Genomic DNA, 12,791 nt, shown 5'->3' on the forward strand with positions numbered 1-12,791 from the left:
CTGCTCCGCGGATCCTGGTCGGGCGTACTGCTACACCGTGAGGACCAGCTTGCCGCGGACCCGCCCCTCCTCCAGGTGGGCGAGCGCCTCGGCGGCCTGCTCGAGCCGGAACGAATGGTCGATGCGCGGCGTGACCGAACCGTCGCCGATCAGCCCCACCAGCCGCTCCAGGCTGTCGGCGCGGACCAGCGCGATGACCATGGCCAGGCGCTGGCCGACGAAGGGGGACAGAGCGACGGCCCCGAACTGCCGTTGCATGCCGCCCGACAACCACCCGCCGCCCTCACCGCCGACGATGACCGCCGTGCCGCGGGGGGCGAGCGCACGACGGAGGCGTGGCACGGAGGGTCGCCCGCCGATGTCGAGGACGAGGTCGAAGGCGGGGGCGCCGTCGGAGAAGTCCTCCGTGGCGTAGTCGAGGACCCGGTCGGCGCCGAGCGAGCGCACGAACTCGGCCTTCTCCGCACTGCAGACCCCGGTGACGCGCGCCCCGGCCGCCTTGGCGAGCTGGACGGCGAAGCTGCCGACCCCACCCGAGGCGCCGAGGACCGCGACGTGCTGGCCCGCGGCGACACGCCCGACGTCGTGCAGTGCCTTGAGCGCCGTCACGGCGGACACCGGCACGGCTGCCGCCTGCTCGAAGGAGAGGCCGGCGGGCTTCCGGACCAGGGTGTGCTCGGCCGCCGCCGCGAAGTCCGCGAACGTCCCCCGACCGCCGCCGAAGACCTCGTCGCCGACGGCGAAGCGGGACACCTGTGCCCCCACCGCGACGACGACGCCTGCGAGATCCATCCCCGGCACCGCGTTCCGGGGCCGGCGGACCCCGACGGCCAGCCGGGCGAGGTAGGGAGTGCCGGTCACGAGGTGCCACACCCCCCGATCGATGCCTGCGGCGCGGACCTGGACCAGCACCTCTCGGGGTCGGACGTCCGGCACCGGCACCTCCCCCACCCGCAGCACGACAGGGCCGCCGTACCTGTCCTGGGTCACGGCGCGCATGGTGGTCCCGGCCGCCGTCGTCCTGCGCTTCTCCTCCTGCATGACCGCCTCCTCCCGGGGGCGCCCCGTGCGCTGCCCCGTGCGGCATACGGTATCGTACAGTGTACGAAACTGCTAGGGGGCGGCATGGCGGCACAGCACAAGGACGGGCGGACACCGCTCACGCGCGAGCGGGTGCTCCGCTCGGCACTCGCCCTGGCCGACGCGGACGGCCTCCCCGGCCTGACCATCCGGACGCTCGCGCAGGAGCTCGGCAGCAGGCCGATGTCGCTGTACCACTACGTCGCCAACAAGGAGCAGATCCTCGACGGCATCGTGGACCTCGTCTTCGCGGAGGTCCATCTCCCTGTGGTCGGTGCTCCGTGGCGGGAGGAGATGCTCTCCCGCGCCCGGTCGATGCGAACCGTCCTGGCCCGCCACCCATGGGCGGTCGGGCTGCTGGAATCACGCAGGAACCCCGGCCCGGCCACCCTGCGACACCACGACGCGACGCTGGGCACGCTGCGCAGTTCCGGCTTCACGCTGCAGGCCACCGCCCACGCCTACGCGCTGCTGGACAGCTTCATCTACGGGTTCGCCCTGCAGGAGGCCGCACTGCCGCTCAGCGGGGCGGAGTCGGTACCGGAGGTGGCCGCACCCATCATGGAGCGCTTCGCCGGCGGGGAGTACCCCTGGATGATGGAGATCGCCACGGGGATCGTCCTGCAGCCCGGCTACGACTTCGCCGACGAGTTCGAGCACGGGCTCACCCTGATCCTCGACGCACTGGAACCGGGTGAGCGGCCCGCGGCTCGGTAGAGTTCCCCCATGAGCACCTCCCTTCCCCGCGCCGCGCTCGCCGACGGGACCTCGATCGACGTCGTCGGCTACGGCGTGTACAAGGTCCCGCCCGAGGACACCGCCGGGCTCTGCTCCATGGCCCTCTCCGCCGGGTACCGGCTGCTCGACACGGCCTCCCTGTACGGGAACGAAGCCGGCGTCGGCACTGCCGCGCGGGCCTTCCTCGACACCGGCGACCGGCGGGACCTCTTCATCACCTCGAAGGTGTGGAACGACGACCACGGCTTCGACGCAACGCTGCGCGCCTTCGACGCGACAATGGGCCTCCTGGGCCTGGATCAGCTGGACCTCTACCTGATCCACTGGCCGTGCCCGTCGCGGGACCTGTACGTCGAGACCTGGCGGGCGCTCGAGCGGCTCCGCTCCGAGGGCCGGGTCCGTTCCATCGGCGTGTCCAACTTCCAGCGAGTCCACCTCGAGCGGCTGCTCGCCGAGACCGGCGTCGTCCCGGTCCTCAATCAGATCGAGCTGCACCCGTACCTGCAGCAGCGCGACCTCCGCTCCTTCCATGCCCTGCACGGCATCGCCACCCAGGCATGGAGTCCGCTCGGCCGTGGACACGTCCTCGAGGACCCGGTCATCGGTCGGATCGCGGACGAGCTCGGGCGCACACCCGCGCAGGTGATCCTGCGCTGGCACCTGCAGCACGGCATCCTGACCATCCCGAAGGCGAGCTCCCGCGAGCGCATCAGCTCGAACCTCGACATCTTCGGGTTCGCGCTGGACGACGCACACGTCGCGGCACTCGACGCCCTGGACCGTGACCAGCGCTTCGGGTCGCACCCCGACCGGGTGGGCTGATGCGCCAGGGGATTGTCCGGACCCTCGCGTGGGAGGGTACCCGGCAGCGGGTCTGGGACTATCCCGCGCTCATTCCGGGCGGCGATCCGGGCGCCACGATCGTCATGGTGCACGGCTTCCGAGGCGACCACCACGGGCTCCTGCGCCTCGTCGAGGAACTGCCCCGCCACCGCATCCTCCTCCCGGACCTGCCGGGCTTCGGGCAGGGCGGCGAACTGCCCGGGACGCACGACGTCGCCACCTACGCCCGCTTCGTCGGCGACACCGTGCGCCGCCTCGCACCCGAGCCGCGCGTCCTGCTGGGGCACTCCTTCGGCTCGATCATCGCCGCCGAGGCCGCGGCGCTGGAGCCGGGACTCGCCGACGCCCTGGTGCTGGTGAATCCCATCAGCGCACCTGCCCTCGAAGGGCCGAGCCGGCTGGCATCGCGGATCGCGGAGGCCTACTACGTGGCCGCCGACCGCCTGCCCGACGCTGCCGGGCGCGCCCTGCTGGCCAACCCGGTGATCGTCCGCGGCATGAGCGTCTTCATGGCCAAGACGAGGGACAGATCGCTGCGCCGCTGGATCCACGGACAGCACAGCGCCTACTTCAGCTCCTTCGCGAGCCGCCGCGTGGTCCTGGAGGCGTTCCGCGCCTCCATCTCCGGCACGGTGCGGGACCGCGCGGGCGAACTGGCCCTCCCCGTCCTGCTGATCGCCGCGGAGCAGGACGACATCGGGTCGGTGCAGAGCCAGCGCGAACTCGCCGCCCTGGTGCCCGACGCCACGCTCGCCGTCCTCCCCGGCGTCGGGCACCTCGTGCACTACGAGAAGCCGCGCGAAGCCGCCCTGCTGGTCGAGGATTTCCTGGAGAGAACACCGGTATGAGGATCCTGTTCGATGCACGCTTCACGCGCACCGACCACCACGACGGCATCAGCCGCTACGGGGCCAGCCTGATCGCCGCCCTCGCCGAGACGGACGACGTCGTGATGCTCATCAGCGACCCGCGGCAGCTGGCGCTCCTGCCCGACGTTCCGTCCGTCCGGATCACGAGCCCACTCTCCCCCGCCGAGCTGTTCGTCGCCCGACGCATCAACCGCCTGCGACCCGACGTCGTCGTGTGCCCCATGCAGACCATGGGCTCCTGGGGCCGCAGGTACCCCCTCGTCCTCACCCTGCACGACCTCATCTACTACCAGAACCCGACACCGCCGTCGTTCCTCCCGCTGCCGGTGCGCCTGCTCTGGCGGCTCTACCACCTCGCCTATTGGCCGCAGCGCCTCCTGCTCGACCGGGCCGACGTCGTCGCGACGATCTCCGCCACCACCGCAGGGCTCATCGCACGGCACCGGCTCACGCGCCGGCCCGTCCTGCTCGTCGGCAATGCCCCCCAGCCGTCGGGCCGCCGTCGCGACCCCGCCGCGCCGCGATCCGCGGCGCTGCTCTACATGGGGTCCTTCATGCCCTACAAGAACGTCGGGACGCTGGTCCGGGCCATGGCGCTGCTCCCCGGGCATACACTCCACCTGCTCAGCCAGATCGCCCCTGCGCGGCGCGCCGAGCTGGCGGGGCTTCCCGCCGCAGCCCAGCGGGTGATCTTCCACGACGGGGTGAGCGACGCGGAATACGAGGACCTGCTCCATGGATCGACCGCGCTCGTCACGCTGTCGAGGGCCGAGGGGTACGGCCTGCCGATCATCGAGGCGATGGCCACGGGTACGCCCGTCATCGCGAGTGACATCCCCATCTTCCGCGAGGTGGGAGGCGAGGCTGCCCTCTTCGTGGACCCGGACGACCCCGGCGCAGTGGCCGACGCGGTCCGTGCCCTCGAGGAACCCGGCCGCTGGGCGGAGGCGTCCCGCGCGGGTCTGGCGCAGGCCGCCACGTACTCGTGGGCGACGTCGGCCGGGCAGTTGCGGACGGCCTGCCGGCGTGCGATGGACGAGTACGGCCGACGGCGAGGAATCCTCCGGCGGGCCGCCACCCCGGTGCGGGGGAAGCGGTCGGCATGAGTGCGATCGCCTGCGGAGGACGCGGGTCATGACCGATCTCCAATGTCCTGCCACGGCCGTGCTCCTCGCTGCCGACGCGGGGCGGCCGGACTGGCTGGCGCGCCTGCGGGTGGCCGCGTGGTTCGACCTCGGGGACGGTCAGGATGCCCCGGATCTGGCCGGGTTCCTCGAGGAGACGGCGGACCGGTTCCGGGGCGAGACCTTCGTCGTCACCGCGCCCGCGGAAGCCGTGGGGCAGGCCGTGCGGCGGGCCGTGGGCCATCGGGCCGCACCGGGAGCGGCGCCCGTCGTCGTCGAGATCGACTCCGACGGCTGGCGCTTCGTAGCCGCGCCCGGCCCGGGAGGCCCGCCGCCCGCATGACGGCGGCATGAGGCTGTGCGCGTGGGTCCGGAGACGGGATGCGGCGCTGACCTACCGATCCGCTCCTGGTCGCGCCGATGTCCAGCCCCGGGCATGCCGGTCCCCGATGCCGTCGAGCAGGAGATCGAGCGCGAATTCGAACTCGAACTGGTCGTCGCAGCCGCGGCCGACGACGCCGTCGTCGTGCGTCGAGGCCATGGCGACGCGGAGGACGTTGGGATAGCGCATGGCCATCTGCTGCAGCGCGGCCTGGTCCGGCACGGCGTCGGCAGCGGCCTGTGCGGGGTCGGCCTCCGGATCGTCGAAGAGCTCCTGGGTGAACCCCCACATGCGGCTCCCGATCGCATGCATGACGTGGTGCGTCAGGTCGACCGGGAATCCGCGCTCGAGGAACATGCCGATGAACGAGTCGGTGTAGGCGAGGACTCCCGGAGTCATGGCGGTCCGTGTCTCGAGCACCCGGCGTGCCCAGCGGTGACGTCGGAGCACCCTCCGCGCCGAGAGGACCCGCCGACGGATGACGTCCCTCCACTCCCGCTCCTCGACCGGCGGGTCGATCTCGCCCACGATGACATCGAGCATGCCGTCCAGCAGGTCGTCCTTGTTCGCGACGTGCTTGTAGAGGGCCATGGGCACGACGCCGAGCACCTCGGCCAGGGAGCGCATGCTCAGGCGTGCGATGCCGTACTCGTCCGCGAGCGCGACAGCGGCCCGAAGCACCGTATCCCTGCTCAGACGTTCCCTCGGCTCTGCCCGCGTCCCGTGGTCCATGCGCCCTTCCGTGTCCGTCGTCCTCGGCCCCTTGACGAGTGTACGCCGTACACCTACCGTAGGCGGTGTCGGTGTACGCCGTACACCTCTCAGGCTCAGGCCCCGCCGCTCCACGGCACCCACGGCCACCATGGACAGGACGTCGATGAAACCCACCGGACAGAACAGACGGGCCGGGCGCCCGGACGGTGCGACCCGGAGTGCGCGGGCCTGGCTCGTACCCGCCGGTCTGCTCCTCCTCGGCCTCATCCCCGTCCTCGCAGGTGCCGTACGGCTGACCGAACTGACGGGAGGGGCCCCGGTGACGGAACGGAACGCGCGATTCTTCGACTCCCCCGTCCCGGTCGTCCTGCATGTCGTCGGCGCCACCGTCTACTCGCTGCTGGGGGCGTTCCAGTTCGTGCCGGCGCTACGCGGTCGACGCCGCTGGCACCGGATCGCCGGCGGGATCCTCTTCCCTGCGGGGCTGGTGGCGGCGGTGTCCGGCCTCTGGATGGCGCTCTTCTACGTCCTCCCACCCAGCGACGGCGCCCTCCTGCTCGTCCTCCGGCTCCTGTTCGGAGGTGGGATGGCCCTCAGCCTCGTCCTCGGGGTGCGGGCCGTGCTGCGCCGGAACATAGCGGCACACGGTGCCTGGATGACCCGGGCCTACGCGATCGGGCTGGGCGCCGGGACGCAGGCCCTGATCCTCATCGGGCCGGAGCTGCTCTCGAGTCCGCCGGATACGACCCTCAGGGCGATCCTGATGGGTGCGGGGTGGAGCATCAATCTCCTCGTCGCCGAGGTCCTCATCCGCCGACGGAACCGCGCCAGGGTGGCACCCCCGACCTCCCGGGCGCCGGTCGCCGCTTGAGGGCTCTCCCCTGCCCGGCATACGGTGGCCCCCATGTACCTGGAGAACATCGTCGTCGACGCCGTGGAGCCCCGGCGGCTGGGCCGCTTCTGGGAGGAGGCGATCGGTGGCGAGAAGCTCACGGACGAACCCGATGCCTACGAGACACGGCTCACGGTAGACGGCGGACCGACGCTCGACCTGTGCTTCCAGCGCGTCCCCGATCGCCCCTCCTTCCCCGCGCGACTCCACATCGACCTCCGGGGTGCGGCTCGGCAGGCCGACGAGGTCGCGCGACTGCTCGGGCTGGGGGCTTCACCCCTCGACGTCGGTCAGGGGGACGCGCCCTGGGTCGTCCTCGCGGACCCGGAAGGCAACCCCTGCTGCGTCATGGACGACCGCTCGGAGTACTCCGACACAGGGCCGATCGCGGCACTCCCGCTCGATTCCGCCGACCCTGACCGCGACGCCCTGTTCTGGTCGTGGCTCACCGGTTGGGTTCAGGCCCCCGGACACCCCCGAACGCTGCGCCATCCGTCACTGCGGGGTCCGCTCCTCGAGCTGTGCCCCGAGCCGGCACCGAAGGGCGCCGGGAAGAACCGCCTCCATCTCGACGTCCGGCTCGAGTCCGGCGACGATCCCGACGAGGTCGCGGCGGACATCATCGCACGGGGCGGCCGTGCGGTACGCCACGACTGGGGCGACCTGCCGTGGCGTGTCTACGCCGATCCGTCGGGCAACGAGCTGTGTGTGCTCCCGGCGCGGTCCTGAGAGGCGGGCCCGGCACCAGCTCCACCTCGGAGCGCGAATAAAGTGGCCACATGCACTATCCCGAGCCGATCGGAAGGCACGGTGCCGGCCTCCTGCTGTACACCGCGGTCGCCGCGCTCGCCGCAGCCGTGCAGCTCGTGGCGGGGTACTTCTATCTGGTGAGTGGTCTCGCCGCACCACTGTGGGCGGTCGCCCTCCTCCTCGGGTGGTGGTTGGTACTGACCTGTGTCGGCGTGCGACTGGCGTTCCGACGCTCCTACTGGCTCCTGCTTGTGCCTGTCGTCGCTGTGGTCACGTGGTGGGGGGCGATGGTGATCGGCGGCTCTGTCCTCGGCTGGAGGGCCTGATGGACGCCGAAGGGTGGCCCGGCTGTCGTCCCGTCAGCCCGGGATCGGCCGCTGCTACGATCGGGCGGTGGACGCGCAGCAGCTGATCCAGACGATCCGTCCGATGGTGGCTGCCGGGGAGGTTCCGGGTGCTGTCGTGGGCGTCCTGCATGACGGTACGAGCTCGCTGGCCGCTGTGGGAAGAACAGATCCCGGCGGGGCCACCGCGATGTCGGTCGATGCGGTCATGCGCATCAGCTCCAACACGAAGCCGATGATTGCGGCGGTCGCGCTGCTCCTCGTGCAGGACGGGGTGCTGCGGCTCGACGATGCCGTCGAGAGGTTCATCCCCGAACTGGCCGATCGCCGTGTCCTCCGTCAACTCGACGGTCGACTCGAGGACACCGTTCCGGCTCACCGGACGATGACGGTCGAGGACCTGCTGACGATGCGCATGGGTTTCGGTTTCGTGTTCGAGAGTGCGTGTCCCGCGGTGGACGAAGCCGCAGCCGCCGGTCTGGGTTTCGGGCCCCCTGACCCTCCCGCGATGCCCTCAGCCGATGAATGGGTGGCCCGCTTCGCCGCACTGCCTCTCCTGGAGCAGCCGGGCACGGTGTGGCGGTACGAGGTGGCCTTCGGCGTGCTCGGGGTCGTGCTCGCACGCGCCACGGGAAAGTCCCTCGACGTCCTGATGAAGGAGCGACTGTTCGACCCGCTCGCCATGTCCCGGACCGGGTTCGCCACACGGCACCACCTCGTGCCGTCCTTCGCGCAGGGCGAGAGCGGCCTGGTCCTTCTCGACAGCGCCGTCGGGGGCCGATGGTCGAAAGCACCGGCCTTTCCGGACGCACGCGGCGGCCTGGTGTCCACAGGGGGCGACCTGCTGCGATTCGCCGGCATGCTCCTCGATGACGGTGGAGGGTTGCTGTCCCCCAGGTGGGTTGCGGCGATGACGTCCGATCGGCTCACGGCCGAGCAGCGGTCGAGCCCTTCGGCGCACGCTTTTCTCGACGGCGGCGGATGGGGATACGGCGTCGGAGTTACCGACGGGGCCCGTGGACGGCGCTACGGCTGGGGTGGCGGGCTGGGCACCCTCTGGTACAGCTGGCCCGGGCACGACGCTGCGGCCGTCCTGATGACCCAGGTGTCACCGCCGTCCACCAGGCTCTTCGACGCCTTCACGACTGCTGCCGAGGCGACACTCGACTCGTCCTAGGTGTACCGGCTCCTCACGCAGGCCGACTCACCTGCTGTCCCTACCGCGCTTTCACGACGGGCAGTTCGTCCCATTTCGTGGTGTAGTGCGGGGAGAGCATGTCGCGTTTCATCGTCCAGTCCGATCCTGCTCTGAGGCCGGCGTGACCGAGGCCGATGGCGGCCCGGCCGAATCTCCGGCCGATGTCGTGTAGCAGCGGTCCGGTGTCATTGCCCGGTGTCTCGCCCAGGGTCAGGAGCACGCTCTGACTACCGGCGGGCTGGAGGTCGGTGACGATGACGCCGGCCCGGATGTAGGGGACGCCCTCCTCGATGAGCGGTAGCAGGCGGTGAGCGGCCCGTGTGAGTTCGAGCGGGTCGGCGGTGTGGACGGGGAGCGGGATGCAGATGCTGGGCGAGCTCTTGACGCCGGTGCTGAACGGCGAGGTCGCGGCGAACGCGGTGAGCACACGTCCTTGGAGGGTCTTGCGGGCCAGCCGGGAAGCCGCGCCCTGGGCGTAGACGCTCAGCGCCTGGTGCATCGCCTCCAGGGTGGTGACCGGGCTGGCGAAGGACCGGGAGTAGAGGACCTGCTCGTTCCCGGTGGACTCCCGGGACGTGATGCAGGGTGTTCCCTGGAGTTCCAGGACCGTTCGCATGAGGACCACGGAGAAGCGTTTGCGGATCATCACCGGATCCGCGGCTGCCAGGTCCTGCGCGGAGTCGATGCCGATGGCGTTCAGGCGCGCAGCGGTTCTGGCGCCGACTCCCCAGACATCGGTCACCTTGAGCCGTCGCAGCAGGGACTGCCGGTGAGCTTCGGGTACGAGGTCCCAGTGGCAGACGCCGTCGAACTCCTGGTTACCCTTCGCCCACCGATTGGCGAGCTTCGCGAGGGTCTTCGTGGAAGCGATCCCGACGCACACGGGGAGCCCGGTGTTACGCCGGACCGTGGCTTTGATGTCCCGGCCGGTCCTTCGCTGTGCGGGGTGGGTGCCGTTGAGGGTGAGGAAAGCTTCGTCGATGCTGTAGATCTCGAGGTTGCCGGTGTACCGGCCGAGCACCTCCATCACGCGCGAGCTCATGTCTCCGTAGAGCTCGTAGTTGCTGGAGCGCACCTGCAGACCCCAGGCCCGGGCCTGGTCGGCGATCTGGAACCACGGGGCACCCATGGCGACGCCGAGATCCTTGGCTTCCGCGCTGCGGGTGATCACACACCCGTCGTTGTTGGAGAGCACCACCAGCGGTCGCCCTTCGAGGGAGGGATCGAAGGCGCGTTCGGAGGAGACGTAGAAGTTGTTCACGTCGACCAGGGCGACACCAGGACTGCCCGGGCTCCCCGGGATGCGGGAATCGGGCTCAGACATGGTGAAGGCATCGGGTGGCGACACCCCAGATGACCAGGTCGTCAGGGTCGGGGACAGCGATGGGCGGGTACGCGGGGCTGGCAGCGATCAGGCTGACAGCGGTACCGGACCCGGTGCCGCTGGTGGTGACACTCAGGCGCCGGATGACGAGTTCGCCGTCGAGGACGGCGATGACCACAGATCCATGCCGGGGTTGCAGGGCGCGATCGACGATGAGCTCGTCGCCGTCGGAAATGCCGGCGCCCTCCATGGCGTCCCCGGAGACCCGCACGATGTACGTGCTGGTGATGTCCCTGATCAGGTGCCGGTTGAGGTCGATGCGGTCCTCGAACCAGTCCTGCGCAGGGGAGGCGAACCCGGACGGCATCAGTTCCGTACGTGTGGCGGCAGGAGCAGGGCGTCCCAGCGTCAAGCCGGATGCACCCGAGTCGCTCGATCCCTCCGTCACTCCACGCCCTTCCGTCAGAGGCCCGCTGTAGCCCCAAGCATCGAAGCCTAGACCGCACTACCGACATACGTTCAACCGTGCCATCGAGAACGGGCGCAGGGCGTCCTACCATCGCACTGCGGCGAGCTCATTGATGTACCGTTGTCCTCCCACGAAGACCTCACATTTCTTCGCTGCGGCCTCGATGAGCGCATCCCGTTGTAGCGGGGCATCCCGGGCTGATGTAATCACGCGGGTACATCGCAGGTGCGTCGTCTGATCAGTGTGCCTCAGGAATTCCTGGCGAAAGGGCGACCGAGACAATTCGTGGTGAGACGACTTTCCGAGACAGAGCTATCCCTGGGTTGGCACGGAAGTTCTCGAGCTCAGAAGAGGCCGCCCGCGAGTCTCAAAAACTGTAGGTTTCTAAGACACAGCTGGATAGCGGCGGATCGAAGCTGGCGTTTTACTTGTGGTAGCCGTGCGCCCGTTCATATCGTCCCGGGCAAACCCCCCTCCCCCGGTATGACGGGGCGGACCGACCCTCGAGGTTCCAGCAAGTACTGAAGACGACCCTTCGGCGGGCAGTTGCGTGATAGCTGGTGCTGCGCGGATCCGTCGTGGCTTGAGCTCAGACTCTCGAAATGAAGGTGTTTAGAGTCGTTGGCGCGCATCAACTGTTCCAGGTCCTGGGGGAAAACCAAATGCTCGGAGCCTTTTGCCGCAGCCCGCAGCGGGGTAGGGCCAAGTGAACCCTGCCCTCATCCTAACCCTGTTCGAGTCGGCGTACGTCGGGCTGAAGGCGACCAAAACCGGCATCACACTTTCCGCGAACAACCCCATCCCTGACGAGCTCGTCAAACGGCTCGCGCTTACCTCGCGGAAGGACATCGGGCCGTAACCGAGGACAACGTTGCCAGACTGCGGCGCTCGGCGGCCCTCACCCACGTTGCCGGTAACGACGTTGGCTGGCTCCGACTTTCTGCCGGTGACGACGTGCCTGGTCCGGTGCAGGCAGCGTTGGAGAAGCGCCGACAGGATTACTGGGTCGACCCGCGCTGGGAACCGATCGAGCAGGGCGATTAGCCGTCCCATCAGCCGGTCAGTCTAGATCGCAGGTTTTATGTCACGTACACCCCAACGAGGCTCATAACGAAAGGCCGGTATCGCTGCCGGTGCCGGTGCAGGACACTCCGGCACCGGCACGACGGTAGCCTCCTAGGTGTTGGTCGATCGGGGTGCGCCCATGCCGGCGTCGATCCTGTGGGGTCCGGCGGCGGAGGGACGGACGTCGAAGTCGAAGATCGCCGTGGGGATGTAGACGGTGGAGCAGGAGTTGGGGATGTCCACCACGCCGGACAGTCTGCCTTCGATCGGCGCCGATCCTAGCAGCAGGTAGGCCTGCTCCGGGCTGTAGCCGAACTTCGTCAGATAGTCGATCGCATGCAGGCACGCCCGCTGGTAGGACAGGTGCGAATCGAGATAGCGCTGCTCACCGTCGAGGGTCACCGACGTGCCGGAGAAGGCGATCCATTCGCTGTACCGGGGGTCGACGATACCGGGCATGAAGATGGCGTTCTCGCTCACGCCGTAGGTGTCCATGCCGCCCCTGATGACATCGACGCGGAGGTCGATGAAGCCGCCCATCTCGATCGCGCCGCAGAAGGTGATCTCACCATCGCCCTGCGAGAAGTGGAGATCGCCCAGGGACAGGTTCGCGCCGTCCACGAACACGGGGTAGAAAATCCGGGAGCCCTTCGACAGGTTCTTGATGTCCTGGTTGCCGCCGTTCTCCCGGGGAGGTGCCGTACGGGCCGCCTCGCCCGCCACCCGGTCGACGTCCGACGCCGGAAGGCTCCCGAGCAGGGCTTCCCGTGGCTCGGGCGGCAGGGCGAGCGGGGGAACCCGATTGGGGTCCGTGGCGATGAGGTCTCCCTCGCGCTTGTTCCACTTCGCCAGCAGGCCCGCGGAGGGGGCGGTTCCCATCAGGCCCGGGTGGATGAGCCCGACGTAGGACACCTCCGGCACATGGCGCGAGGTCGCCACCTGCCCGCTGAAGTCCCAGATGGCCTTGTAGGCGTCGGGGAACTGGTCGGTGAGGAATCC

The 12,791-nt window shown here is 69.6% G+C and carries 15 protein-coding genes; 10 read left to right on the plus strand and 5 right to left on the minus strand.

Annotated features, from left to right (window positions below; translation table 11 throughout):
• Nucleotides 1-30 precede the first annotated feature (30 nt).
• Nucleotides 31-1,041 carry an NAD(P)-dependent alcohol dehydrogenase gene (locus tag CXQ97_RS05365; protein WP_258062299.1) on the minus strand — a complete coding sequence of 337 codons (1,011 nt, stop codon included), beginning with the start codon at nt 1,039-1,041 and terminating at the stop codon, nt 31-33.
• An 84-nt stretch (nt 1,042-1,125) separates the two neighbouring features.
• Between CXQ97_RS05365 and CXQ97_RS05370 the strand changes: the two genes are divergently transcribed.
• From CXQ97_RS05370 to CXQ97_RS05390, 5 genes are read left to right on the plus strand one after another with little or no spacing between them, the layout of a single operon-like run.
• Nucleotides 1,126-1,797 (plus strand): TetR/AcrR family transcriptional regulator, encoded by a 672-nt coding sequence (locus CXQ97_RS05370; RefSeq protein WP_104179783.1) that lies wholly within the window; start codon nt 1,126-1,128, stop codon nt 1,795-1,797.
• A gap of 9 nt (nt 1,798-1,806) precedes the next feature.
• A complete protein-coding gene (locus tag CXQ97_RS05375) occupies nt 1,807-2,640 on the plus strand; it encodes an aldo/keto reductase (RefSeq protein ID WP_104179784.1) in 834 nt (277 codons plus the stop codon).
• Entirely contained in the window at nt 2,640-3,509 is an 870-nt protein-coding gene (locus tag CXQ97_RS05380) for an alpha/beta fold hydrolase (protein WP_104179785.1), read from the plus strand. Before CXQ97_RS05375 ends, CXQ97_RS05380 begins: the two co-directional genes overlap by 1 nt.
• The gene (locus tag CXQ97_RS05385) at nt 3,506-4,636 is read left to right on the plus strand and encodes a glycosyltransferase family 1 protein (RefSeq protein WP_104179786.1); all 1,131 of its coding nucleotides are present in this window, start codon (nt 3,506-3,508) and stop codon (nt 4,634-4,636) included. Before CXQ97_RS05380 ends, CXQ97_RS05385 begins: the two co-directional genes overlap by 4 nt.
• A 28-nt stretch (nt 4,637-4,664) precedes the next feature.
• Nucleotides 4,665-4,997: a hypothetical protein gene (locus tag CXQ97_RS05390; RefSeq protein WP_104179787.1), complete on the plus strand. Its 333-nt coding sequence runs from the start codon at nt 4,665-4,667 to the stop codon at nt 4,995-4,997.
• Nucleotides 4,998-5,048: 51 nt separating this feature from the next.
• Here CXQ97_RS05390 and CXQ97_RS05395 read toward each other — a convergent pair whose 3' ends face one another.
• Complete coding sequence (locus tag CXQ97_RS05395) at nt 5,049-5,717, minus strand: TetR/AcrR family transcriptional regulator (RefSeq protein WP_306739487.1); 669 nt, start codon at nt 5,715-5,717, stop codon at nt 5,049-5,051.
• Nucleotides 5,718-5,913: 196 nt separating this feature from the next.
• Between CXQ97_RS05395 and CXQ97_RS05400 the strand changes: the two genes are divergently transcribed.
• The 4 genes from CXQ97_RS05400 (at nt 5,914) to CXQ97_RS05415 (ending at nt 8,913) form a co-directional block, all read left to right on the plus strand.
• A complete protein-coding gene (locus tag CXQ97_RS05400) occupies nt 5,914-6,621 on the plus strand; it encodes a DUF2306 domain-containing protein (RefSeq protein WP_104179789.1) in 708 nt (235 codons plus the stop codon).
• A 33-nt stretch (nt 6,622-6,654) separates the two neighbouring features.
• The gene (locus tag CXQ97_RS05405) at nt 6,655-7,371 is read left to right on the plus strand and encodes a VOC family protein (RefSeq protein ID WP_104179790.1); all 717 of its coding nucleotides are present in this window, start codon (nt 6,655-6,657) and stop codon (nt 7,369-7,371) included.
• A 50-nt stretch (nt 7,372-7,421) separates the two neighbouring features.
• Nucleotides 7,422-7,718, plus strand: a complete 297-nt coding sequence (locus CXQ97_RS05410) for a hypothetical protein (protein ID WP_258062306.1) — start codon at nt 7,422-7,424, stop codon at nt 7,716-7,718.
• A 67-nt stretch (nt 7,719-7,785) separates the two neighbouring features.
• Nucleotides 7,786-8,913: a serine hydrolase gene (locus tag CXQ97_RS05415; protein WP_146069573.1), complete on the plus strand. Its 1,128-nt coding sequence runs from the start codon at nt 7,786-7,788 to the stop codon at nt 8,911-8,913.
• 40 nt (nt 8,914-8,953) lie between these two features.
• Here the strand turns inward: CXQ97_RS05415 and CXQ97_RS05420 are convergent, their stop codons facing one another.
• Nucleotides 8,954-10,258 (minus strand): Y-family DNA polymerase, encoded by a 1,305-nt coding sequence (locus CXQ97_RS05420; protein ID WP_104179792.1) that lies wholly within the window; start codon nt 10,256-10,258, stop codon nt 8,954-8,956.
• A complete protein-coding gene (locus CXQ97_RS05425) occupies nt 10,251-10,625 on the minus strand; it encodes a LexA family transcriptional regulator (RefSeq protein WP_104179793.1) in 375 nt (124 codons plus the stop codon). The genes CXQ97_RS05420 and CXQ97_RS05425 overlap by 8 nt, the downstream gene beginning before the upstream one ends.
• An 808-nt stretch (nt 10,626-11,433) precedes the next feature.
• Here CXQ97_RS05425 and CXQ97_RS19375 point away from each other — a divergent pair.
• Nucleotides 11,434-11,586 carry a hypothetical protein gene (locus tag CXQ97_RS19375; protein WP_181034981.1) on the plus strand — a complete coding sequence of 51 codons (153 nt, stop codon included), beginning with the start codon at nt 11,434-11,436 and terminating at the stop codon, nt 11,584-11,586.
• A gap of 317 nt (nt 11,587-11,903) precedes the next feature.
• Here the strand turns inward: CXQ97_RS19375 and fmdA are convergent.
• Nucleotides 11,904-12,791 (minus strand): formamidase (gene fmdA, locus CXQ97_RS05430; RefSeq protein ID WP_104179794.1); only part of this gene is annotated, 888 nt, incomplete at its 5' end.

Source organism: Arthrobacter sp. B0490 (assembly GCF_002929355.1).
Lineage (GTDB): Bacteria > Actinomycetota > Actinomycetes > Actinomycetales > Micrococcaceae > Arthrobacter_D.

Coding starts and splice junctions, on each gene's coding strand:
- CXQ97_RS05365 (WP_258062299.1), bottom strand. CDS start 1,041: ATGCAGGAGGAGAAGCGCAGGACGACGGCGGCCGGGACCACCATGCGC.
- CXQ97_RS05370 (WP_104179783.1), top strand. CDS start 1,126: ATGGCGGCACAGCACAAGGACGGGCGGACACCGCTCACGCGCGAGCGG.
- CXQ97_RS05375 (WP_104179784.1), top strand. CDS start 1,807: ATGAGCACCTCCCTTCCCCGCGCCGCGCTCGCCGACGGGACCTCGATC.
- CXQ97_RS05380 (WP_104179785.1), top strand. CDS start 2,640: ATGCGCCAGGGGATTGTCCGGACCCTCGCGTGGGAGGGTACCCGGCAG.
- CXQ97_RS05385 (WP_104179786.1), top strand. CDS start 3,506: ATGAGGATCCTGTTCGATGCACGCTTCACGCGCACCGACCACCACGAC.
- CXQ97_RS05390 (WP_104179787.1), top strand. CDS start 4,665: ATGACCGATCTCCAATGTCCTGCCACGGCCGTGCTCCTCGCTGCCGAC.
- CXQ97_RS05400 (WP_104179789.1), top strand. CDS start 5,914: ATGAAACCCACCGGACAGAACAGACGGGCCGGGCGCCCGGACGGTGCG.
- CXQ97_RS05405 (WP_104179790.1), top strand. CDS start 6,655: ATGTACCTGGAGAACATCGTCGTCGACGCCGTGGAGCCCCGGCGGCTG.
- CXQ97_RS05410 (WP_258062306.1), top strand. CDS start 7,422: ATGCACTATCCCGAGCCGATCGGAAGGCACGGTGCCGGCCTCCTGCTG.
- CXQ97_RS05420 (WP_104179792.1), bottom strand. CDS start 10,258: ATGTCTGAGCCCGATTCCCGCATCCCGGGGAGCCCGGGCAGTCCTGGT.
- CXQ97_RS05425 (WP_104179793.1), bottom strand. CDS start 10,625: ATGCCGTCCGGGTTCGCCTCCCCTGCGCAGGACTGGTTCGAGGACCGC.